This is a genomic window from Microbacterium sp. NPDC058062, from assembly GCF_042885375.1.
In the GTDB taxonomy this organism is placed as follows: Bacteria; Actinomycetota; Actinomycetes; order Actinomycetales; family Microbacteriaceae; genus Microbacterium; species Microbacterium trichothecenolyticum_C.
In genome coordinates, this window is sequence record NZ_JBHVSC010000001.1 from 330,430 (window position 1) to 350,813 (window position 20,384).

Consider the following 20,384-nt stretch of genomic DNA (forward strand, 5'->3'; position numbering starts at 1 on the left):
GGCTAGCCTGCCAGTCCGCGGCGCTCGAGCAGCGGCTGGATCTCGGCGTCGCGGCCCCGGAAGTCGCGGTAGGCCTCGAGCGGGTCCTTCGACCCGCCCACGCCCAACAGCCGGCCGCGGAAGCGATCGCCGTTCTCACGACGGAGGCCGCCGTTCTCGCGGAACCATTCCACCGTGTCGGCGTCGAGCACCTCGCTCCAGATGTACGAGTAGTACCCGGCGCTGTAACCGCCCGAGAAGACGTGGGCGAAGTAGGTCGACGAGTAGCGGGTCGGCACGACCGCGTTGTCGAGCCCGATGTCGGCGAGTGCGGCCGCCTCGAAGGCCGCGACGTCGATGTCGGCGGCAGCGCCGTCGACCGACAGCGAGTGCCACGCCTGGTCGAGCCATGCCGCCGCGAGGTACTCGCTCGTCGCGAAGCCCTGGTTGAACGCCTCCGACGCGTGCAGCTTCTCGACGATCTCGGCAGGCAGCGGCTCGTCGGTGTCGATGTGACGGGCGTACGAAGCGAGGATCTCGGGCCAGTAGATCCACATCTCGTTGACCTGGCTGGGGAACTCGACGAAGTCGCGGTAGACGTTGGTGCCGGCGAAGTGCGGGTACGTCACGGTCGCGAACAGCCCGTGCAGCGCGTGTCCGAACTCGTGGAACAGCGTCGTCACCTCGTCGAGGCTGAGCAGAGTCGGCCGCCCTTCGGCCGGCTTCGGCACATTGAGGTTGTTGACCACGATCGGCTGTGTGCCGCGCAGCCGCGACTGCAGCACGATCGAGTTCATCCAGGCGCCGCCGCGCTTGGTGTCGCGCGTGTACAGATCGAGGATGTACAGCCCGAGCGTCGATCCGTCGGCGTTGTGGATCTCGAACACGCGGGTGTCGGGGTGGTAGCCCCCGAGGTCCGCTCGCTCGGCGAACGTGATGCCGTACAGATCGGTGGCCGCCCGGAACACGCCGTCCTGGAGCACCCGCTCCGCCTCGAACCAGGGGCGCAGCGCGGCGCGGTCGAGGTCGTACTCGGCCGCGCGCACCTTCTCGGTGTAGAAGGCCCAGTCGTGCGCCTCCAGCGCGAACGGCTCCGGCTCGGAGTCGATGATGGCCTGCAGCTTGGCCTGCTCGCGCCGGGCATTGCGGGCGGCGGGCGCGGCGAGCTGGCGCAGCAGGTCGTGGACCGCTGCGGGGGAGCCGGCGGTCTCGTCCGACGTGATGTACGACGCGTGCGAGTCGTAGCCGAGCAGCGCCGCCCGCTCGGCGCGGAGCCTGACGATCTCGAGCAGGGTGGCGCGGTTGTCGTGCTCGTTGCCGCGCGCGCCCCGGGAGCGGGATGCCGCGAGCAGGCGCGCACGGGATCCACGGTCGGTCAGGCTCGACAGGTAGGGATGCCCCGTGAAGAGGGTCAGGGTCACGACCCACTTGCCCTCGAGCCCGCGATCCGCTGCGGCCTGAGCCGCCGCCGACAGCTCGCCCTCGGAGAGCCCGTCGAGCTCGGACGCGTCGTCGAACACGATCGCGAGGTCATTGGAGTCGGCGAGGAGGTTTTTCTCGAACTGCGTGGTGAGGGTCGACAGCCGCTGGTTCAGCTCCGTGAGGCGCTGCTTCGCCGCGTCGTCCAGTCCCGCACCGGCGTGGACCATCTCGGTGTGGTGGCGCTCCACGAGGTACCGCTGCTCGGGCGTCAGATCGAGCTGGTCGAGCTGTTCGCGGATCGTCCTGATGCGCCAGAACAGGTCCGAGTCGAGCTGGATCGAGTCCTGGTGCGCCGACATGAGGGGCGCGAGCTGTTCCTCGATCTCCTGGATCTCGGGCGTCGCGTCGGCCGACGACACGGTGTAGAACGTGCGGGCGACGTCACCCAGGAGACGACCGCTCTCTTCCAGCGGCACCAGCGTGTTCTCGAACGTCGGCATAGAGCGCACGCGCGTGATCGCCGCCACTTCGCGGGTGTGATCGGCGAACGCCTGCTCGAACGCTGGCAGGTAGTGCTCGGGGCGGATGGCCGCGTACTCGGGCAGACCGTACGGCAGCGTGCTGGGGGACAGGAGCGGGTTCTCGTTCGGCATGGCGTCCAGCCTAGTCACGCCGCCCGCCCATGCCGAGAGTCTTTTGCAAAGAGCAGCTTGCAAACTATTGGTTGCAAAGAAGTACTTGCAAAGACTTCTTTGCATCGCTACTCTGGTGTCATGGCAGAGAACGAGACACCCGAGACCACGGATGCCGCCGCCCGCACCGAGGAGCGTCACAACCAGGATCGCGTCCTCGACTCCGGGGCGCTCCGGGCTCTGGCGCACCCGTTGCGCGTGAAGATCTACGACATCCTCAGCCAGTACGGCCCGCAGACGGCGAGCTCGCTCGCGGAGCGGCTGGGGGAGTCCAGCGGGTCGACGAGCTACCACCTCCGCGCTCTCGCCAAGCAGGACCTGATCCGGGAGGCCGAAGATCGCGGCACCGGCCGCGAGCGGTGGTGGGAGCGTCCCGTCGGAGGCGTGTCATTCGCCAACCCGGATGCGATGGCGACGCCCGCCGGCCGTGCGGCGACGCAGGTCGTGATGAACGAGTTCCTGCGCAACCGCAACGACCAGCTGCTCGACTTCGTCAACCGCGGCATCGGCGGCGAGGACGAGATGTGGCAGGAAGGCACGCTGATCTCCACCGCCACCGCGCGCCTCACCGCCGAGCAGAGCAAAGACCTGGCGCTCAAGATCATGGCGCTCATCGACGAGACCGTCGACAACTACCGCAATCAGACCGGCGAGAACGTCCGCCCCGTCACCATCCGGGCAGACCTCTTCCCGCTCCCGCAAATAGGAGGACAGTCATGACCGCCATCACGGCAGACGAACTCGCGGCACGTGGGTTCCGGGCATCCGCCACCCGATTCGACCGCGCGCTGCTGCGCGCAGCATCCGCTCTCGACGCGTACGTCGTCGCACGCGTCGAGAAGCGAGACGACGCCGAAGAGCGTCGCGCATTGACCGCCCAGGCCGCCGTGGTCGGGGCTCGGCGCGAAGCCGAGGCACGCGCCGCAATGGGGCTGCTGCCGCGGTGAGCGACAGCGTCGACACGGCCGAGCGGACCGGATCGTCGGCCGGGCGGGCACGCAGGGTCCCGCTCGGCCGCGATTTCGGAAAGCTGTGGACCGCGGCCGCGTTCAGCAACCTCGCGGATGGCCTCGGACGCGTGGCGGTTCCACTCATCGCCACCACCCTGACCCGCGACCCGCTCGCGATCTCGGCGATCACCGCGCTCGCGTTCCTCCCGTGGCTCGTCTTCGGCCTGCCGGCCGGCATGCTCGTCGACCGGTTCGATCGCCGCTGGATCATGGCGATCGCCAACGGCATCCGTGGACTCGCTGCGGTCGGGCTCGCCCTGCTCACCGTCTCGGGGGCTCTCGACATCTGGTGGCTGTTCGCCGGCGTGCTGGTCTTCGGTCTCGGCGAGACGCTGTTCGACAACGCGACCAACGCGATCATGCCGGCTGTCGTCAAGCGCCCGGCGCTGGATCGCGCGAACGGCTGGATGCAGGCAGCGCAGATCACGATCGACAGCTTCATCTCGTCGCCGATCGGCGGCGTCCTGTTCGCGATCTCGCTCGCGCTGCCGCTCTGGGTGGGCGCCGCGGGCTACCTCATCCCGATCGTGCTCGCCGTGATGCTCCCGCTGTCGGCCGCTCGTCCGCTGCACGAAGCGCGCGCCACGGCGGTGCGGGCTGAGGCGGCGGTCGCAGCCGGCGACCCGCTGGCGGCCTCCGAAGAGGCGACGGAGACGGATGCTGCCGCCACCGCCCGTCCGAACGTCTCGGCTCGCGACGCCTTCGTGTACCTCTGGAATCACCGGTTCCTGCGCTCGATGGTGATCTTCACCTCGATCGTCGGTTCGGCCTTCGCGTTCGCCCAGGCACCGGTGTACCTGTACTTCCTCGACGTTCAGCACGTGCCGGCGGCCGCGATCGGCGTGGTCACCGCCGGAATCGGGCTCGGGGGACTCGCGGGGTCACTCGTGGCCTCGTCGCTCGTCGCGAAGTTCGGTCGCGGCCCGGTGATGCTCGGCGCCAACGTCGTCGCAGCCATCAGCCTCGCGGCGGTGTGGGCGGCGCCCGAGGCGATCACGGGAACCATCGCGTACGGCCTCATGGCCGCGGCCGTCTCCGTGTGGAACGTGCCGTGGGGCGCGCTGCGTCAGACGATCGTGCCGGGTCACATCTTCGGCCGCGTGCTGGGGATCACCCGCACGTTCACGTGGGGCATCTTCCCGTTCGCGACGCTCCTCGGCGGATGGGTGGCCCGCATCGATCTGCGGCTGCCGTTCCTCATCGCCGCGGGAGTGACACTCGTCGCGACCCTCTTCGCCATCCGGCTGCTCCTCTCGGCGTCGCACCACGACGCGCCGGAGGAATGAGCCGCTGAGGCTTAGGCGAAGCCGTCGTCCGGATCGTGCCGGACGACGGCTTCGCCGTCGGCGTCCAGCGACACGATCACACCCGTGTCGAGCTCCGCGATGGGCTTGCCCTCCAACCACGTGAGCGTCCAGCGCGGACGCGGCTGACCGAGCTGGTCGGCGGGGATCGTCTCATCCACGGAACGGATGCCGCGCACCAGCGCGGCCGGGACGGCCTTCGGCGGTTCGTCACCCGAGGTCCAGCGTGTTCCGAGCTGCATGTCACACCTCCTGGGGAGCGAGTTCGATCTCCGTGACGGAGACGGCCTCGGCGTCGACGTACTCGATCTCGGTGATCCGGCCGACCGCCTTGAGGTCGCCTTCCGCGAGCCGCAGCGCATCGAGCGCGGCGGCCGGGCCGGCGAGGACGGCGCGGGCGACCGCGGTCTTCTGCGACGCCTTCGCCTCGGTCTTCGCGCGGCGGATGCCGATGAGCGCCGCGCTCACGGCGGTCAGCACCGTGGGGTCGCCCCACTCCTCGTCCGGTGCGACGGGCCAGTCTGCGGTGTGCACCGAGCCGTCGTTGAACCACGACCAGGCCTCTTCGGTCGCGAACGCCAGCACCGGGGCCAGCAGGCGCAGCAGCGCCGACATCGCCAGGCGCAGCGCGAGCGCGGCGGAGGCCTGACCTGCGTCGGTCTGGTTGTACGCGCGCTCCTTGACGAGCTCGAGGTAGTCGTCGCAGAACGTCCAGAAGAACGACTCGGTCACCTCGAGCGCACGGGCGTGGTCGTAGTTCTCGAGCGCCTTCGTGGCGTCGCGCACGACGCCGTGGAGCGTCGCGAGCATCGATGCGTCGAGGGCGTGGGTCACCTCGGCACCCTCGGGAACCGGGAACGACAGCACGAACTTCGCGGCGTTGAGAACCTTGATCGCGAGGCGGCGGCCGATCTTGATCTGCGTCGGGTTCTGCGGGTCGAACGCCGCGTCGGTGCCGAGGCGGCTCGAGGCCGCCCAGTACCGCACCGCGTCCGAGCCGTGCTGCGCCAGGATGTCAGCGGGCGTGACGACGTTGCCCTTCGACTTCGACATCTTCTTGCGGTCGGGGTCGACGATGAAGCCCGAGATCGCGGCATCCATCCACGGTGCACGGTCGTCCTCGAGGGCGCTGCGCAGCATCGTCGAGAACAGCCAGGTGCGGATGATGTCCTGACCCTGCGGGCGCATGTCGAACGGGGCCACGAGGTTCCAGAGCTCCGGATCGCGATCCCAGCCGCCTGCCAGCTGCGGCGTGAGCGACGAGGTCGCCCACGTGTCGAAGATGTCGTTCTCGCCGTCGAAGCCGCCCGCGACGCCGCGCTGGTCGGCGCTGTAGCCCGGGGGCACGTCGGTCGACGGATCGACCGGAAGCGACGCCAGGTCGGGGGTGAGCACGCGGTCGTAGTCGCGCTCGCCGTTCTCGTCGAGTCCGTACCACAGCGGGATCGGCACGCCGAAGAAGCGCTGGCGCGACACGAGCCAGTCGCCGGTGAGACCGTTGGTCCAGTTCTCGTAGCGGACCCGCATGAAATCGGGATGCCACGACATCTGCTGTCCGAGTGCGATGAGCTTGTCGCGCAGCTCGGCATCGCGTGCGCCGTTGCGGATGTACCACTGGCGCGTCGAGACGATCTCGAGCGGACGGTCGCCCTTCTCGAAGAACTTCACCGCGTGGATGAACGGCTTGCCGACGGCGGTGATGTCGCCGGTCTCCTGCAGCTTCTCGACGAGGGCCTTGCGGGCGGAGAAGACGGTCTTGCCCGCCATCTCGGCCTCGTACCACGCGCCCGCCTCGGCGTTCGCGACGATCGAGGGCGCCTGGGGCAGGAAGCGCCCGTCGAGGCCGATCGTGGTCATGTTCGGCAGGTGGCGGCCGTCGGTGGTGCGGAGCTCGCGCCACCACACGATGTCGGTCACGTCGCCGAACGTGCAGACCATCGCCGCGCCCGTGCCCTTGTCGGGCTGGGCGAGGTGGTGGCCGTGGATCTCGATGTCGGCGCCGAAGAACGGGCTCCGCACCTTCGTGCCGATGAGGTGCTTGTGGGGGCCCTCGGGGTGCGTGACGATCGCGACGCACGCCGGCAGCAGCTCCGGACGAGTGGTCTCGATCGTGATCGCGCCCGAGCCGTCCGCGAACGGGAAGTCGATGGTGTGGAACGACGCCTGCTGTTCGCGGTCCTCGAGCTCTGCCTGGGCCACGGCGGTGCGGAAGTCGATGTCCCACATCGTCGGCGCGAGGTCCTGGTAGGCCTCGCCGCGCTCGAGGTTGCGCAGGAACGCACGCTGGCTCGTGCGGATCGTGTCGTCGGAGATGGTGCGGTAGGTCTGCGTCCAGTCGACACTGAGGCCCAGCTGGCGGAAGAGCGCCTCGAACTGCTTCTCGTCCTCGACCGTGAGCTTCTCGCACAGCTCGATGAAGTTGCGGCGGCTGACGGGCACCTGGTCGGCGGCGCGGCTCGACTTGTTGTCGCCGCCCTCGAACGGCGGCGTGAAGTCGGCGTCGTAGGGCAGCGACGGGTCGCAGCGCACGCCGTAGTAGTTCTGCACGCGGCGCTCGGTGGGCAGGCCGTTGTCGTCCCAGCCCATCGGGTAGAACACGGTCTTCCCGCGCATGCGCTCGTACCGCACCTTGAGGTCGGTGTGCGTGAACGAGAACACGTGCCCGATGTGCAGGCTCCCGGACGCCGTCGGCGGGGGAGTGTCGACCGAGTACACGCCGGCGCGACCGACCTGTGCGGCACGAGCACGGTCGAACAGGTACGTGCCCTGCCCGGACCAGGCGGCATCCCACTTCTCCTCGAGGCCCTCCAGCGCGGGCTTGTCCGGGATCTGACCCTGTGCGGGGCGGGCGTCGGTCATGGCGTCTCCTCGAGGCGATATGTGCGGCACTGTGTGAGCGTGCCTGAGTGTGGGATGTCGCTCGATTCTACCCGGGTGTCCATGCACCGGGAGAAGCGAGCGGATGCCGGGGGTTCCGGCATCCGCTCGCTTTCCGGCGTCTTCGCTCAGGCGTTGGCCGTCGCGGTCGCCGGGTCGCTCGCGAGCTCGGGCTCGACGGTGCGCCGGGAGGCCAGCCACGCGGAGACCAGTGTGATGGCCGACATGATCGCGAGGATCACGCCCGGGTGCCACCACGCGAAGCCCGTGGCCACGCCGAGCTCGAACGTGAGGTAGGGCACGAAGCCGCTGATCGTCGCCGCCAGCGCGTACGCGAACGACAGCGCCGAGTAGCGGAAGCGGTCAGGGAAGAGGTCGTTCATGAGACCTCCGAGCGCGGCCCAGGCCATCGTCGGGAGGATGCCGCCGACGAGCATCGTCGCGATGAGGATCGGGAAGGTCGCGAACTGGAGCAGGAAGTACATCGGGAACGTGATGAGGAGCGTGCCCAGCGCGCCCCACACGACCACGTTCGCCGACCCGACCCGGCTGGCCCACGCGCCGAACAGCGGGATCGTGACGAGCTGCAGCAGACCGCCGATCGTGGTCGCGATGAGCAGGTCCTGGAAGCTGAAGCCCAGCTGCTCCACGCCGTAGTTGACGGTGTACGTGTTCATCAGCGAGTAGGACCCGATGCCGAGGAGGGCCGCACCGATGGCGATGGCCATGGCGCCGGGGCGCTTCGCGAACATCGTGAGGAAGGGGACGCGGTCGCGGCGCCCCTCGGAGACGACGCGCTCGAACACCGGCGTCTCGGTGATCGACCATCGCAGGTACAGCGACACCAGCAGCAGCGGGATCGCGAGGAGGAACGGGACGCGCCAGCCCCACTCCGCGATCTGATCCGCCGGGAGGACGGTCGTCAGCACGATGAACACGGTCGCGGACAGGATCGAGCCGACGGGGGATCCGAGCTGGGGCACCGCGGCGTAGAAGGCGCGCTTGACGGGGCCGGAGTTCTCGGTGGCGATGAGGATCGAGCCGCCCCACTCGCCGCCGAGCGACAGGCCCTGCACGATGCGGAGGAGGATCAGCAGGATCGCGCCCAGCCAGCCCGCCTGCGCATAGGTGGGGAGGAGGCCGATGAGGCCGGTCGCGACGCCCATGATGGCGACGGTCCACAGCAGGGTCGCCCGGCGGCCGAGGCGGTCGCCCATGTACCCGAAGATCACGGCGCCGATCGGGCGCACGACGAACGCGAGGGCGATCGTGAGGAACGCCGCGCTGGTCGCGCCGAACTCGCCCAGCGGGTCGAAGAAGAGCGGGCCGACGAAGAACGCCGAGAAGTAGGCGAACAGGTAGAAGTCGAAGGACTCGAGGGAGGTGCCCACCATCGACGCCCACGCGACGCGACGCGTCGGGGCGGTCTCGAGGGCGAGCGCGGGTTCGGGTGCTGCTGCGGTCACGGGCGTCAATCTTGGCACGAGTCCAGAAACCCCGGCGACGGTCGCCGCATTCCCTCTTGCACAGCCACGGTAGACTCGTCGGACCAGCGCGGATCCGGCCATCACCGGGGAGCTCTCGGAAGAACAGGACCCCACGCACGTGGCGCCCCCAGTAGAACCGAGCGGGTCAGGCCCGTCACAGCCGCAATGAGAGAGGGCGTCTCGGTCCCTGAGCCTGTCGAAGGGCCGAGCGTCAATGCAGGGTGGTACCGCGGTACGTCTGGTCAGGGATCCAGGCAGTGTCGTCCCCGCAGGAAGCACACGAGCGAGCACCTGCGAGAGAACATGACCTACCCCCGACCCTCCGCCTTCGGGCCCGCGGCCGACGCCGCGCCGGCCGCCGTCGTTCCGAGCCCTCGCTTCCCCGAGATCGAGCAGCAGACGCTCGCGTTCTGGGAGGCCGACCGCACCTTCCGCGCATCGATCGATCAGCGCGACGGCGCCGAGGAATGGGTCTTCTACGACGGCCCGCCCTTCGCCAACGGGCTGCCGCACTACGGCCACCTCCTGACGGGCTACGCGAAGGACGTCTTCCCGCGCTTCCAGACGATGCGGGGCAAGAAGGTCGATCGCGTCTTCGGCTGGGACACCCACGGCCTCCCGGCCGAGCTCGAGGCGATGAAGCAGCTCGGCATCACGGAGAAGAGCGAGATCGAGGCGATGGGCATCGCCACGTTCAACGCCAAGTCGCGCGAGTCCGTCCTCGCCTACACGCGGGAGTGGGAGGACTACGTCACGCGCCAGGCGCGCTGGGTCGACTTCGAGCGCGGGTACAAGACGCTCGACCTCACGTACATGGAATCCGTGCTGTGGGCGTTCAAGACGATCTACGACAAGGGCCTCGCCTACGAGGGGCACCGCGTGCTGCCTTACTGCTGGCGCGACGAGACACCGCTGTCGGCCCACGAGCTGCGCATGGACGACGACGTCTACAAGATGCGCCAGGACCCGTCGGTCACGATCACGTTCCCCCTCACGGGCGTGAAGGCGGAGGCGCTCGGGCTGACCGGCGTGCGCGCCCTCGCCTGGACGACGACCCCGTGGACCCTGCCCACGAACCTCGCCCTCGCGGTGGGGCCCGACATCCGTTACGCCGTCGTTCCCGGCGGTCCCCTCGGGGCGGCCGACGTCCCGGCGGGAGACGACCCCGAGGGCGCGACCGCACACCGTTACCTCCTCGCCGAGGATCTGCTCGCGGGCTACGCGAAGGACCTCGGGTACGACTCCGTCGAGGCCGCACGCGAGGCCGTCGAGCAGACGGTGCTGGGCGCCGACCTCGAGAACGTCACGTACGACCGTCTCTTCGACTATTACGCGGATGCCTCGATCTGGGGCACGCAGACCGCATGGCGCCTCCTCGTCGACGACTACGTGACGACGGGCGACGGCACGGGCATCGTCCACCAGGCACCGGCCTTCGGTGAGGACGACCAGCGCGTGACCGAGGCCGCCGGCATCCCGCTCATCATGAGCCTGGACGACGGCGGACGCTTCCTCCCGCAGGTGACGGATGTCGCCGGCGAACTGTGGATGGACGCGAACCGTCCGCTCATCCGCCTGCTCAAGCAGGAGGGGCGCCTGCTGCGCGAGGCGAGCTACGAGCACTCGTACCCGCATTGCTGGCGCTGCCGGAACCCCCTCATCTACCGGGCGGTGTCGAGCTGGTTCGTGCGCGTCACCGACATCAAGGACCGCATGCTCGCGGGCAACGAGCAGATCACGTGGGTGCCGGAGAACGTCAAGCACGGCCAGTTCGGCAAGTGGCTCGACGGCGCACGTGACTGGTCGATCAGCCGCAACCGGTACTGGGGCTCGCCGATCCCGGTGTGGAAGAGCGACGACCCGGAGCACCCGCGCGTCGACGTCTACGGGTCGCTGGAGGAGCTCGAGCGTGACTTCGGGCGTCTCCCGACGAACGCGGACGGCGAGGTCGACCTGCACCGTCCGTACATCGACGACCTCACGCGCCCGAACCCGGACGACCCGACCGGCAAGAGCACGATGCGCCGGATCGAGGACGTGTTCGACGTCTGGTTCGACTCGGGGTCGATGCCGTACGCGCAGGTGCACTACCCGTTCGAGAACCAGCAGTGGTTCGACGAGCACTCGCCGGCCGACTTCATCGTCGAGTACATCGGGCAGACGCGCGGCTGGTTCTACGTGATGCACGTGCTCTCGACGGCGTTGTTCGACCGCCCGGCGTTCACCGGTGTGTCGTGCCACGGCATCGTCCTGGGCAGCGACGGGCTCAAGATGTCGAAGTCGCTGCGCAACTATCCCGACGTCAGCGAGGTGTTCGACCGCGACGGGTCCGACGCGATGCGCTGGTTCCTGATGTCGAGCTCGGTGCTGCGCGGCGGCAACCTCGTCGTGACCGAGGAGGGCATCCGCGCGGGCGTGCGGGAGTTCCTGCTCCCGCTGTGGAACGCGTGGTACTTCTTCGCGACGTATGCGAACGCCGCGGGCGGCGCCGGTGGCGAGGGCTACCACGCCTCGTGGCGCACCGACTCGACGGATGTGCTCGACCGCTACATCCTGGCGCTCACCGGTGACCTCGTGCGCGAGGTCGCCGCCGATCTCGAGGTGCTCGATTCGACGCTCGCCGCGGCGAAGGTCCGCGACTTCGCCGAGGCGCTGACCAACTGGTACATCCGCCGCTCGCGCGACCGGTTCTGGGTGGGCGTCTCCGAGGACCCGACCAGTCGCGAGGCGTTCGACACGCTCTACACCGTGCTCGAGACGCTCACGCGCGTCGCCGCCCCGCTCATCCCGCTGGTCTCCGAGAAGATCTGGCAGGGCCTCACGGGCGGACGCAGCGTCCACCTGCAGGACTGGCCCGACGCCGACGCCTTCCCCGCGGCGGATGACATCCGCACCGCGATGGACGCCGTCCGCGAGGCATCCAGCGTCGCCAACGCCCTGCGCAAGAAGGAGGGCCGTCGCGTGCGCCTGCCGCTTCCCACCCTGACGGTGGCAGTTCCGGATGCTGCGTCCCTCGCGCAGTTCGACGGCATCCTGCGCGACGAGCTCAACGTGAAGTCGGTCGAGCTCATCGAGCTCGGCGACGACGTCTCGGAGCGCTACGGCATCAGCAAGCGACTCAGCGTGAACGCGCGCGCCGCGGGCCCACGCCTGGGCAAGCAGGTCCAGCACGTGATCTCGGGCGCGAAGGCGGGCGTGTGGGAGGAGCGCGACGGTGTCGTGGTCGTCGACGGCATCGCCCTGGAGCCGGGGGAGTACGACCTCACGCTCGAGGCCGGCGGCGTCGCCGACGGCACGGCGATCGCCCTGCTCGCGGGCGACGGCTTCGTCCTGCTCGACACGACGACGACGCCCGAGCTCGAGGCGGAAGGTCTGGCCCGCGACGTGATCCGCGCCGTGCAGGACACCCGCAAGGCGGCCGGGTTCGACGTGAGCGACCGCATCCGCCTCGGTCTCGTGTTCGACGACGAGGCCGACGGCGAGGCGGTTTCCGCAGCCTTCGACATCGCCGACGTGGCAGGCGAGACGCTCGCGCTCGCCCACAGCGTGCGCACGCGCACGGCCGAGCTCGCAGCATCCGGTGATTCCGGGACACCCATCGAGTTCGAGGCAGTGGTCGACGCGGGAACCTATGCGAACCGCGGCGCCTTCACCGTCTCGGTCGGCCGGACGGAGGCCACGGCATGAGCGATCGCGACCGCAAGCGCGCCGACGCCGTCTACGAGGCGCTCCTCGAGCGCCAGGGGGAGCGGTGGGTGCAGCCGCGCGTCGAGCGCACGCGGCGCGTGCTCGAGCTGCTCGACGATCCCCAGAAGACGTACCGCGTCGTCCACGTCACCGGAACCAACGGCAAGACGTCGACCAGCCGGATGATCGAGACCCTCGTGCGCGCGCACGGCCTGCGCACGGGCCTGTTCACGAGTCCCCACCTCGAGCGGTTCACCGAGCGGATCATGGTCGACGGCGAGCCGATCGCCGACGCGGCGATCGCCGACGCGTGGGACGAGATCGCACCCTTCGTGGACCTGGTGGATGCGGAGCTCGCCGCCGCCGACGACGCGCCTCTCACGTTCTTCGAGCTGCTGACGGTGCTCGCGTTCGTCGCGTTCGCCGACGTGCCGATCGACGTGCTCGTGCTCGAGGTCGGCATGGGCGGGTCGTGGGACTCCACCAACACCGCCGACGGCGACGTCGCGGTGTTCGCGCCCATCGACCTCGACCACGCGGACCGGCTCGGCGACACGATCGCCGAGATCGCGAGCGTCAAGGCGGGCATCATCAAGGACGGCGCAGCGGTGGTGTCGGCCCGGCAGGATGCCGCTGCCGAGGCAGTGCTGCGCGAAGCCGCGGCCGCCCACGGCGCCACGATCGCCTTCGAAGGCTCCGAGTTCGCGCTCGCCCAGCAGCGCCTCGCGGTCGGCGGGCAGCAGATCACCGTGCGCGGCCTCGCCGGCACCTACGAGGACGAGTACCTGCCGCTCTACGGCGCCCACCAGGGCTTCAACGCGGCGCTCGCGATCGCGGCGGTCGAGTCGCTCGTCGGTGGAGCGTCGCAGCCGATCGCCGGCGACGTGCTGGCGGAGGGCCTCGGGGGAGCGACCTCCCCCGGACGCCTCCAGCTCGTCGGCGCGGCCCCGACCGTGCTGGTCGACGCGGCGCACAATCCGCATGGCGCCCGCGCCCTCGTCACCGCGCTGCGCGAGGCGTTCGACTTCGACGAATGGGGTGTGGTGCTCGGCGTGCTCTCCGACAAGGATGCCGCCGGCATCGTGTCCGAGATCGCCCCGGTCGCCGCCCACGTGTTCGCCACCGCCCCCGACTCGGAGCGGGCCGAGGACGCGGATGCCATCGCTGACCTCGCGGAGGCGCACGATCTGCGCGTCTCCGTTCACCGGGACCTCGCCGATGCCGCGGAGGCGGCGCGCGCGTGGGCCTCAGCATCCGATCGGCGTGCCGTCGTGATCGCGGGGTCGGTCGTGCTCGCGGGGGAGGCCCTCGCCCTCGCGGCGGACGAGGACTGGAAGTCCGGGTGGAACGCGTGACCGACGAGAAGCAGCCGAAGCCCCGGCGCCCCCGCGGTGCGGCGGAGTCGCTCGCGACGATCGTGCTCGGCTTCGAGTCGATCGTCGTCTTCCTCGGCGGCCTGGTCGTCTACGGTCTGAAGGCGCTTCCCGCGTCGGTCCCGCCGTGGTGGGGCATCGTCGCGGGGGCCGGACTGGCCGTGCTGATGATCCTCACGACACGGGTCGTGCGCTACCGGTGGGGCATCGTGCTCGGCTGGGTGCTGCAGGTCGTCGTCCTGCTGGGCGCCTTCCTCGTGCCGGCGCTCGCCATCGTCGCGCTCATTTTCGGCGGCATGTACGGGTATGCGACGATCAAGGGGGCCGCTCTCGACCGGCGCAACGCGCGCCTCGCGGCGGATCCTCCTCCCCACGCCTGATCAGCAACGAAAGGTCCCGCATGCCCATCGAAGAGACCCTCGTCCTCGTCAAGCCCGACGGCGTCGCCCGCGGCCTCACCGGCGCGATCCTCGCCCGCATCGAGGCGAAGGGGTACGCCCTCGTCGACATCCGGCTCGTCGAGCCCGACCGTGAGACGCTCGAGCGCCACTATGCCGAGCACGAGGGCAAGCCCTTCTACGAGCCGCTGCTCGAGTTCATGATGTCGGGTCCGTCGGTCGCGATCCGCCTCGCCGGCAACCGCGTGATCGAGGGCTTCCGCTCGCTCGCGGGCACCACCGACCCCACGACGGCCGCGCCCGGGACGGTCCGCGGCGACTACGGCCGCGACTGGGGCCTGAAGGTGCAGCAGAACCTCGTGCACGGTTCCGACAGCCCCGAGTCCGCCGCACGCGAGCTCGAGATCTGGTTCGGCTGATCGCCCGGTCGGCTGACCCTGGACGCGCCTCCGGGGTCAGCCGAACAGCGTCTGCCAGATGTTGACGACGGCGTTCATCTCGAGCTGCGCCAGCAGCAGGATGATCGCGTAGCTCACGATCGCCGCCAGCGGCACCCACACCATAAGCCGGTCGGCGACGTCGCGGACCCGGTCGGATGCCGGAACGAGGCCGGCGCGGAGCATGTGGAGCGTCACGGCGTAGAACGTCGGGATCGTGACCGCCCAGGTCACCATGCACCACGGGCACAGCGTGTGCAGATTGGGCGCGTAGATGCTCTGGCTGATGAGCCAGATCACGAACCCGAACGCGAAGGCGATACCGGCCCAGAAGCACCACCAGAACCACCGAGCGAACCGGGCCCGCGCGAGGAGCGCCATGCCGACCACGATCGGGGCCACCCAGCCGGTGAGCCCGAGGATCGGATTCGGGAACCCGAACGCGCTGCCCTGCCACGACTCGAGGTTCGCGCTGCACTGCACCAGCACGCTCAGGTCGCACGAGGCGATCGCGTCGGGGTTCGCGAGCTTCTCCAGCTTCTCGACCGTCAGAGAGAACGCCGCCCACCAGCCGATCACACCCGCGATGACGAGCCATACGGCGAGTCCGGTCGGGCGGGTGTGAGTCTGCTGCTCGGGCATGCCTCGGATTATGACATCGAGTTCTGCACGGATGCCGCACCCCCGCGCCGTGGCAAATCGCCGATCCGCGGCGTGGGGAAGGCGCAGTCGCCGGGCGAATGGGCATTCTGGCGGTGTAAGTGCGATAATGGGGGGCGATGACTCACGGCCGCGCCGTGACGATCATCACCAGAAGACTTCAGGGCGACGAATGCCCTTGGCAGCGCGAGCATCCGCCTAGCGCCGGACGACCGCTGCAGACCGAGTGAGTTCGCGGCACCGCCCCGTCCAGAGGGGCATGGGCGGCGCTGCACGAGATTTCGCCGGGCGACGCGCGGTGTCGCCCCGCTAGGAGTACGCCAGTGATGGCTGATGGAACCGATGCAGAATTCACCCCTCAGACCGAACCGGACGCGCCGCTGACCACAGCGGGCGACGAGGCGACACCCGCGGTGGACGCGGACCCGCCGGTCGAGGAGCCGCAGCAGACCGTCGAGGTCCCCGCGGAGTCCGAGGAGAGCCCGGCCGAGGCGACCGAGGTGGCGCCCGAGCCGGCCGCAGAGGCTGAGCCCGCCGCAGAGGCTGAGCCCGCCGCAGAGGCTGAGCCCGCCGCAGAGGCGGCGGCTGAGCCCGAGAGCGAGCCCGCGGCCGAGGCCGAGGCACCGGCCGAGGCACCGGACGACGGCGATGCCGAAGCCCCGTCCGCCCCCGAGGCGTCCGCCGAGCCGGAAGCTCCCGCCGAGGCCGAAGCGCCCGTCGAGCCGGAAGCACCGGCCGAGCCCGAAGCCGTGACCGCGGTGACCCTGGGGCTTCTCCCCGAGGTCTTCGTGTCGGCCGTATCGACGCAGCTCATGTTCTACGCGCCCGAGATCGCGCCGCTTCCGGCACGTCCGGGCCGCCAGCAGCCCGAGCCGGAGCCCGAGGCTGCAGCGTCGTCGAGCACCTCGCGTCGCCGCAGCCGTCGTCGCGGCGAGGGCCGGGACGAGGCATCCGCGCCTTCCGAGCCGTCGCAGCCGCGTCAGCGCGCCGTAGAGCTCATCACCGAGCCGCAGCGCATCAAGGGCTCGACGCGTCTCGAGGCCAAGAAGCAGCGCCGTCGCGACGGCCGCGAGGCAGGTCGCCGTCGTGCGGTCGTGACCGAGGCGGAGTTCCTCGCCCGTCGTGAGGCCGTCGACCGCGACATGATCGTGCGCTCGCGCAACGGCCGCATCCAGATCGCGGTCCTCGAGGACAACGTGCTCGTCGAGCACTACGTCGCCCGCAATCAGGACGCGTCGCTGATCGGCAACGTCTACCTCGGTCGCGTCCAGAACGTGCTGCCGAGCATGGAGGCCGCGTTCGTCGACATCGGCCGTGGCCGCAACGCCGTGCTGTACTCCGGCGAGGTCGACTGGGACGCCGTCGAGACCGGCAACCAGCCCCGCCGGATCGAGCTCGCGCTCAAGACCGGCGACCGCGTGCTCGTCCAGGTCACGAAGGACCCGGTCGGACACAAGGGTGCCCGCCTCACGAGCCAGATCTCGCTCCCCGGTCGCTACCTCGTGTACGTGCCGGGCGGCAACATGAACGGCATCTCGCGCAAGCTGCCCGACACCGAGCGCGCGCGCCTCAAGAAGATCCTCAAGGAGGTGCTGCCCGAGTCGTCGGGCGTCATCGTGCGCACCGCCGCCGAGGGCGCCACCGAGGACCAGTTGACGCGCGATGTGCAGCGCCTCACCAACCAGTGGGAGCACATCTCGAAGCAGATCGAGACGATCCAGGCGCCGGCGCTGCTGCACTCGGAGCCTGACCTCCTCGTCAAGATCGTCCGCGACGTCTTCAACGAGGACTTCTCGAAGATGCTCATCCAGGGCGACGACGCGCACCACACCATCTCGAAGTACCTCGAGTCCGTGGCGCCCGACCTGCTGGAGCGCGTCGAGCGGTACGAGGGCGAGCACGACCCGTTCGACGTGTTCCGCGTCACCGAGCAGATCGAGAAGGCACTCGACCGCAAGGTGTGGCTGCCCTCCGGCGGCTCGCTGGTCATCGACCGCACCGAGGCGATGACGGTCGTCGACGTCAACACCGGCAAGTTCGTCGGCTCGGGCGGCAACCTCGAAGAGACGGTCACGAAGAACAACCTCGAGGCCGCGGAGGAGATCGTCCGCCAGCTGCGCCTGCGCGACATCGGCGGGATCATCGTCGTCGACTTCATCGACATGGTGCTCGAGTCCAACCGCGATCTCGTGCTGCGCCGTCTCGTGGAGTGCCTGAGCCGCGACCGGACGAAGCACCAGGTCGCCGAGGTCACCTCGCTCGGTCTCGTGCAGATGACGCGCAAGAAGCTCGGACTGGGCCTCCTGGAGACGTTCAGCGAGGCCTGCGAGGTCTGCGCGGGGCGCGGCCTGATCGTGCACCACGACCCCGTCGTCAAGCACCGCGTGCCCGCCGCGAGCGGTGCGCCGTCGTCCGGCCGTCGCCCGCGGGGCGGCGCGCAGGCTCCCGCGACTGGCGGCGGCTCGAACGGCACGCACGTGATCACAGAGGGCGTGAAGTCGGCGCTCGCGCAGATCGCGGCATCCACGATCCACCACAGCGAAGAGGCTCCGCACGTCGAGGCGGCCCCCGTCGTCGAGCAGGCTCCGGCCGAGCGCCCGAAGAAGCCGCGCAAGAAGCGTCAGGATTCCGGCGCGAAGAAGGAGAACCGCACCGAGAAGGACCTCCTCCTCGACTCGGTGCTGAACGCCCTTCCCGAGCCCAAGGCTCCGGGGCAGGGCCGCGCGCGCCGTCGGGTGACGACCGCGGCTCTCACGGGCACCCCGGTGCCCCACACGCCGTCGGAGGACTGAGCGTGTCGCGCCGTCCCGGCCCCGGCCGGGACGGCGCCCCTCTGTCGGCCCTCGGACCCCCTCGATAGGCTGATTGCCGGGAGCTGGGGAACGGGGGCGCGATGGCGCGCTACGTGTTCGTGACGTGGGACGGCGGCGGCAACCGCATGCCCACCATCACCATCGCGCGTGCGCTCGTGGAGCGCGGGCACGACGTCCGCGTCCTCGGCCACGACTCCCAGGCGGGCGCCTACCGCGCTGCCGGCCTGCCCTTCACCGCGTTCGCGAGCGCACCGGGCTTCGTGCTGGATCCACGCCCCGCGGGCCTCTTCCGACTGTTCACCGACACCGGCCTGGCCGACGACACCGTGGCGCTGCTCGCGGCGTTCCCCGCCGACGTCGTGGTGGTCGACTGCACGCTGTTCGCCGTGATGGACGTCCTCGATCGGATGGATCAGCGCATCGTGGTGCTCGAGCACACGCTGCACGATTTCCTGGCCTCGGGCGCGCGGGTGGCGGGATCGGTGCTGTGGACGCGGGGGATACGGGTGCAGGCGCCGCGCCGACGCGCCGCACCGATCCTCGTGGCATCCGTACCCGGGTTCGGGCTGCCCTTCCCTGCCCAAGATGCGCTGTCAGCCGCGCCGGGCGCGGTCGTGTACACGGGAGCGATGACGCGCGCCGTCGCCGCACAACCCGCCGCACCGACGGTGGTGCTGAGCCTCAGCACCTTCCGGTTCGCCGAGCTCGTCGCGACCTGGCAGCGGCTGCTCGACGCCGTCGACGGCCTCGACGTGCGGGTGATCGCCACCCTCGGCCCGGCGGTCACGGCGGGGGAGATGCGGGTGCCCCTCGGCATCGAAGTGCACGAATGGATGCCGCACGACGAGCTCTTCCCGGAAGCCTCCCTCGTGGTGGGTCACGGCGGACACGGCACCACCCTCGCCGCGCTGGCCCATGGCGTGCCGGTGCTCACGCTGCCCCTCGAGCCGACCTCCGACCAGCCGCGCATCGGCCGCGCGGTGGCCCGCGCGGGTGTGGGAGCGACGATGTCGCGGCGGACGGACCCCGCCACGATCCGCCGCGCGATCCGGCGGACGCTGGCCGATGGTCCCACCCGCGTGCGCGCGCAGCGGCTCGGCGACGCGATCCGCGCCTTCGACGGCCCCGGCCGCGCGGCCGACGTCCTCGAGCTGTCGGCGGCCGCGGCCCGGTGAGTCAGCGGCGGTCGCGCCCCCGCACACGAAGACCGGATGCGATGAGGCGCCGCACCAGTTCGTGACCGCTCACGTGCAGCGCGCCGGCCGCGACCAGACGGGCGTGCGCCTCTTCGGGCACGTCGTAGTGGTCGAGGTCGAAGCCGCGCGCAGGGATGCCGTTCGCAGCGGCGAAGGCGTGGAGCTCCGCGAGGTCGGTATCGGTCACCAGATGCGCCCACAGCCGACCGTGCGCCGGCCACAGAGGATCGTCGATGAGGATCGCCACGTCCAGATCCTACGCACCCGATCCCGCGACACGGCCCGGCGCGCTTTCGCGGACTGTTCCGGCATCTGATAAAGTAGACCCTTGGTGCGTCGAGATATCCGCACCAAGTCTTCGTTGACGTCCCCGAGTGCGTGCGCGCGCTCCCAGAAGAAACAGGTGTGAAGTGGTTTACGCAGTTGTGCGCGCCGGCGGCCGGCAGGAGAAGGTCGAGGTCGGCACGATCGTCGTCCTCGACCGTCAGGCGGCGAAGATCGGCGACAAGATCGAGCTCCCCGCGGTGCTCTTCGTCGACGGTGACACCGTCACGACCGACGCCGACAAGCTCGCGAAGGTCACCGTGACCGCCGAGGTGCTCGGCGAGGAGCGCGGCCCCAAGATCGTGATCCAGAAGTTCAAGAACAAGACCGGTTACAAGAAGCGCCAGGGGCACCGTCAGGACCTCACGCGCGTCAAGGTCACCGGCATCAAGTAAAGCCACAGGAGACGCAGAGATGGCACACAAAAAGGGCGCAAGCTCCACCCGTAACGGTCGTGACTCCAACGCTCAGCGCCTCGGCGTGAAGCGCTTCGGTGGCCAGGCCGTCAACGCCGGCGAGATCCTCGTCCGCCAGCGCGGCACGCACTTCCACCCCGGCGCCAACGTCGGCCGCGGTGGCGACGACACCCTGTTCGCACTGGCTGCGGGCTCGGTCGAGTTCGGCCAGAAGGGCGGCCGCAAGGTCGTCAACATCGTGGCGGTCGCGGAGTAATCCAGCGAGTCTCACAGACTTCAGGAAGGGGCGGGCTTCGGCTCGCCCTTTCC

17 protein-coding genes are annotated in these 20,384 nt (G+C 69.9%); 11 read left to right on the forward strand and 6 right to left on the reverse strand.

Features of this window, described 5'->3' with window-relative positions; all coding sequences use genetic code 11:
- Positions 1 to 2: 2 nt before the first annotated feature.
- Entirely contained in the window at positions 3 to 2,054 is a 2,052-nt protein-coding gene (locus ACFVSU_RS01560; protein WP_387137076.1) for a M3 family metallopeptidase, read from the reverse strand.
- Positions 2,055 to 2,174: 120 nt separating this feature from the next.
- Here ACFVSU_RS01560 and ACFVSU_RS01565 point away from each other — a divergent pair, with 120 nt between their 5' ends.
- From ACFVSU_RS01565 to ACFVSU_RS01575, 3 genes are read left to right on the forward strand one after another with little or no spacing between them, the layout of a single operon-like run.
- Complete coding sequence (locus ACFVSU_RS01565; RefSeq protein WP_387137079.1) at positions 2,175 to 2,813, forward strand: ArsR/SmtB family transcription factor; 639 nt, start codon at positions 2,175 to 2,177, stop codon at positions 2,811 to 2,813.
- Positions 2,810 to 3,040: a hypothetical protein gene (locus ACFVSU_RS01570; RefSeq protein WP_310291077.1), complete on the forward strand. Its 231-nt coding sequence runs from the start codon at positions 2,810 to 2,812 to the stop codon at positions 3,038 to 3,040. The genes ACFVSU_RS01565 and ACFVSU_RS01570 overlap by 4 nt, the downstream gene beginning before the upstream one ends.
- Positions 3,037 to 4,389: an MFS transporter gene (locus ACFVSU_RS01575; RefSeq protein WP_387137082.1), complete on the forward strand. Its 1,353-nt coding sequence runs from the start codon at positions 3,037 to 3,039 to the stop codon at positions 4,387 to 4,389. Before ACFVSU_RS01570 ends, ACFVSU_RS01575 begins: the two co-directional genes overlap by 4 nt.
- An 11-nt stretch (positions 4,390 to 4,400) precedes the next feature.
- On the opposite strand, the gene ACFVSU_RS01580 is transcribed toward ACFVSU_RS01575, so the two are convergent.
- The 3 genes from ACFVSU_RS01580 to ACFVSU_RS01590 all read right to left on the reverse strand — a co-directional run bounded on the left by ACFVSU_RS01580 (position 4,401) and on the right by ACFVSU_RS01590 (position 8,750).
- Positions 4,401 to 4,649, reverse strand: coding sequence for a hypothetical protein (locus tag ACFVSU_RS01580; RefSeq protein ID WP_056367450.1), 249 nt, complete (start codon positions 4,647 to 4,649; stop codon positions 4,401 to 4,403).
- Position 4,650: 1 nt separating this feature from the next.
- Entirely contained in the window at positions 4,651 to 7,266 is a 2,616-nt protein-coding gene (gene valS, locus ACFVSU_RS01585) for a valine--tRNA ligase (protein WP_387137087.1), read from the reverse strand.
- A 146-nt stretch (positions 7,267 to 7,412) separates the two neighbouring features.
- Positions 7,413 to 8,750 (reverse strand): MFS transporter, encoded by a 1,338-nt coding sequence (locus tag ACFVSU_RS01590; RefSeq protein WP_387137090.1) that lies wholly within the window; start codon positions 8,748 to 8,750, stop codon positions 7,413 to 7,415.
- 324 nt (positions 8,751 to 9,074) lie between these two features.
- On the opposite strand from ACFVSU_RS01590, the gene ileS reads away from it, so the two are divergent.
- From ileS to ndk, 4 genes are read left to right on the forward strand one after another with little or no spacing between them, the layout of a single operon-like run.
- The gene (gene ileS, locus ACFVSU_RS01595; protein WP_387137093.1) at positions 9,075 to 12,458 is read left to right on the forward strand and encodes an isoleucine--tRNA ligase; all 3,384 of its coding nucleotides are present in this window, start codon (positions 9,075 to 9,077) and stop codon (positions 12,456 to 12,458) included.
- Positions 12,455 to 13,813, forward strand: a complete 1,359-nt coding sequence (locus tag ACFVSU_RS01600; RefSeq protein ID WP_387137096.1) for a bifunctional folylpolyglutamate synthase/dihydrofolate synthase — start codon at positions 12,455 to 12,457, stop codon at positions 13,811 to 13,813. Before ileS ends, ACFVSU_RS01600 begins: the two co-directional genes overlap by 4 nt.
- Positions 13,810 to 14,211: a DUF4233 domain-containing protein gene (locus ACFVSU_RS01605; protein WP_387137099.1), complete on the forward strand. Its 402-nt coding sequence runs from the start codon at positions 13,810 to 13,812 to the stop codon at positions 14,209 to 14,211. Before ACFVSU_RS01600 ends, ACFVSU_RS01605 begins: the two co-directional genes overlap by 4 nt.
- Positions 14,212 to 14,231: 20 nt before the next feature.
- The gene (gene ndk / locus ACFVSU_RS01610; RefSeq protein WP_116193233.1) at positions 14,232 to 14,648 is read left to right on the forward strand and encodes a nucleoside-diphosphate kinase; all 417 of its coding nucleotides are present in this window, start codon (positions 14,232 to 14,234) and stop codon (positions 14,646 to 14,648) included.
- 36 nt (positions 14,649 to 14,684) lie between these two features.
- Here the strand turns inward: ndk and ACFVSU_RS01615 are convergent, their stop codons facing one another.
- Positions 14,685 to 15,308, reverse strand: a complete 624-nt coding sequence (locus tag ACFVSU_RS01615) for a vitamin K epoxide reductase family protein (protein WP_387137103.1) — start codon at positions 15,306 to 15,308, stop codon at positions 14,685 to 14,687.
- Between the two features lie 344 nt (positions 15,309 to 15,652).
- Here ACFVSU_RS01615 and ACFVSU_RS01620 point away from each other — a divergent pair, with 344 nt between their 5' ends.
- A complete protein-coding gene (locus ACFVSU_RS01620) occupies positions 15,653 to 18,118 on the forward strand; it encodes an Rne/Rng family ribonuclease (RefSeq protein WP_387137106.1) in 2,466 nt (821 codons plus the stop codon).
- A gap of 101 nt (positions 18,119 to 18,219) precedes the next feature.
- Positions 18,220 to 19,314: a glycosyltransferase gene (locus ACFVSU_RS01625; RefSeq protein WP_387137109.1), complete on the forward strand. Its 1,095-nt coding sequence runs from the start codon at positions 18,220 to 18,222 to the stop codon at positions 19,312 to 19,314.
- Between the two features lies 1 nt (position 19,315).
- On the opposite strand, the gene ACFVSU_RS01630 is transcribed toward ACFVSU_RS01625, so the two are convergent.
- The gene (locus ACFVSU_RS01630) at positions 19,316 to 19,582 is read right to left on the reverse strand and encodes a DUF4031 domain-containing protein (RefSeq protein ID WP_310291060.1); all 267 of its coding nucleotides are present in this window, start codon (positions 19,580 to 19,582) and stop codon (positions 19,316 to 19,318) included.
- A gap of 163 nt (positions 19,583 to 19,745) precedes the next feature.
- Between ACFVSU_RS01630 and rplU the strand changes: the two genes are divergently transcribed.
- Both rplU and rpmA read left to right on the forward strand, forming a co-directional pair.
- The gene (rplU, locus tag ACFVSU_RS01635; RefSeq protein WP_026059456.1) at positions 19,746 to 20,054 is read left to right on the forward strand and encodes a 50S ribosomal protein L21; all 309 of its coding nucleotides are present in this window, start codon (positions 19,746 to 19,748) and stop codon (positions 20,052 to 20,054) included.
- A gap of 19 nt (positions 20,055 to 20,073) precedes the next feature.
- Positions 20,074 to 20,331, forward strand: coding sequence for a 50S ribosomal protein L27 (gene rpmA / locus ACFVSU_RS01640; protein ID WP_045302739.1), 258 nt, complete (start codon positions 20,074 to 20,076; stop codon positions 20,329 to 20,331).
- Positions 20,332 to 20,384: the final 53 nt, after the last annotated feature.

Bases quoted from the DNA above. Each gene is read 5' to 3' on its own strand.
- rpmA (WP_045302739.1), top strand. From the start codon at position 20,074: ATGGCACACAAAAAGGGCGCAAGCTCCACCCGTAACGGTCGTGACTCC.
- valS (WP_387137087.1), bottom strand. From the start codon at position 7,266: ATGACCGACGCCCGCCCCGCACAGGGTCAGATCCCGGACAAGCCCGCG.
- ACFVSU_RS01615 (WP_387137103.1), bottom strand. From the start codon at position 15,308: ATGCCCGAGCAGCAGACTCACACCCGCCCGACCGGACTCGCCGTATGG.
- ndk (WP_116193233.1), top strand. From the start codon at position 14,232: ATGCCCATCGAAGAGACCCTCGTCCTCGTCAAGCCCGACGGCGTCGCC.
- ACFVSU_RS01625 (WP_387137109.1), top strand. From the start codon at position 18,220: ATGGCGCGCTACGTGTTCGTGACGTGGGACGGCGGCGGCAACCGCATG.
- ACFVSU_RS01600 (WP_387137096.1), top strand. From the start codon at position 12,455: ATGAGCGATCGCGACCGCAAGCGCGCCGACGCCGTCTACGAGGCGCTC.
- ACFVSU_RS01570 (WP_310291077.1), top strand. From the start codon at position 2,810: ATGACCGCCATCACGGCAGACGAACTCGCGGCACGTGGGTTCCGGGCA.
- ACFVSU_RS01580 (WP_056367450.1), bottom strand. From the start codon at position 4,649: ATGCAGCTCGGAACACGCTGGACCTCGGGTGACGAACCGCCGAAGGCC.
- ACFVSU_RS01560 (WP_387137076.1), bottom strand. From the start codon at position 2,054: ATGCCGAACGAGAACCCGCTCCTGTCCCCCAGCACGCTGCCGTACGGT.
- ACFVSU_RS01620 (WP_387137106.1), top strand. From the start codon at position 15,653: ATGGCTGATGGAACCGATGCAGAATTCACCCCTCAGACCGAACCGGAC.
- ileS (WP_387137093.1), top strand. From the start codon at position 9,075: ATGACCTACCCCCGACCCTCCGCCTTCGGGCCCGCGGCCGACGCCGCG.
- ACFVSU_RS01565 (WP_387137079.1), top strand. From the start codon at position 2,175: ATGGCAGAGAACGAGACACCCGAGACCACGGATGCCGCCGCCCGCACC.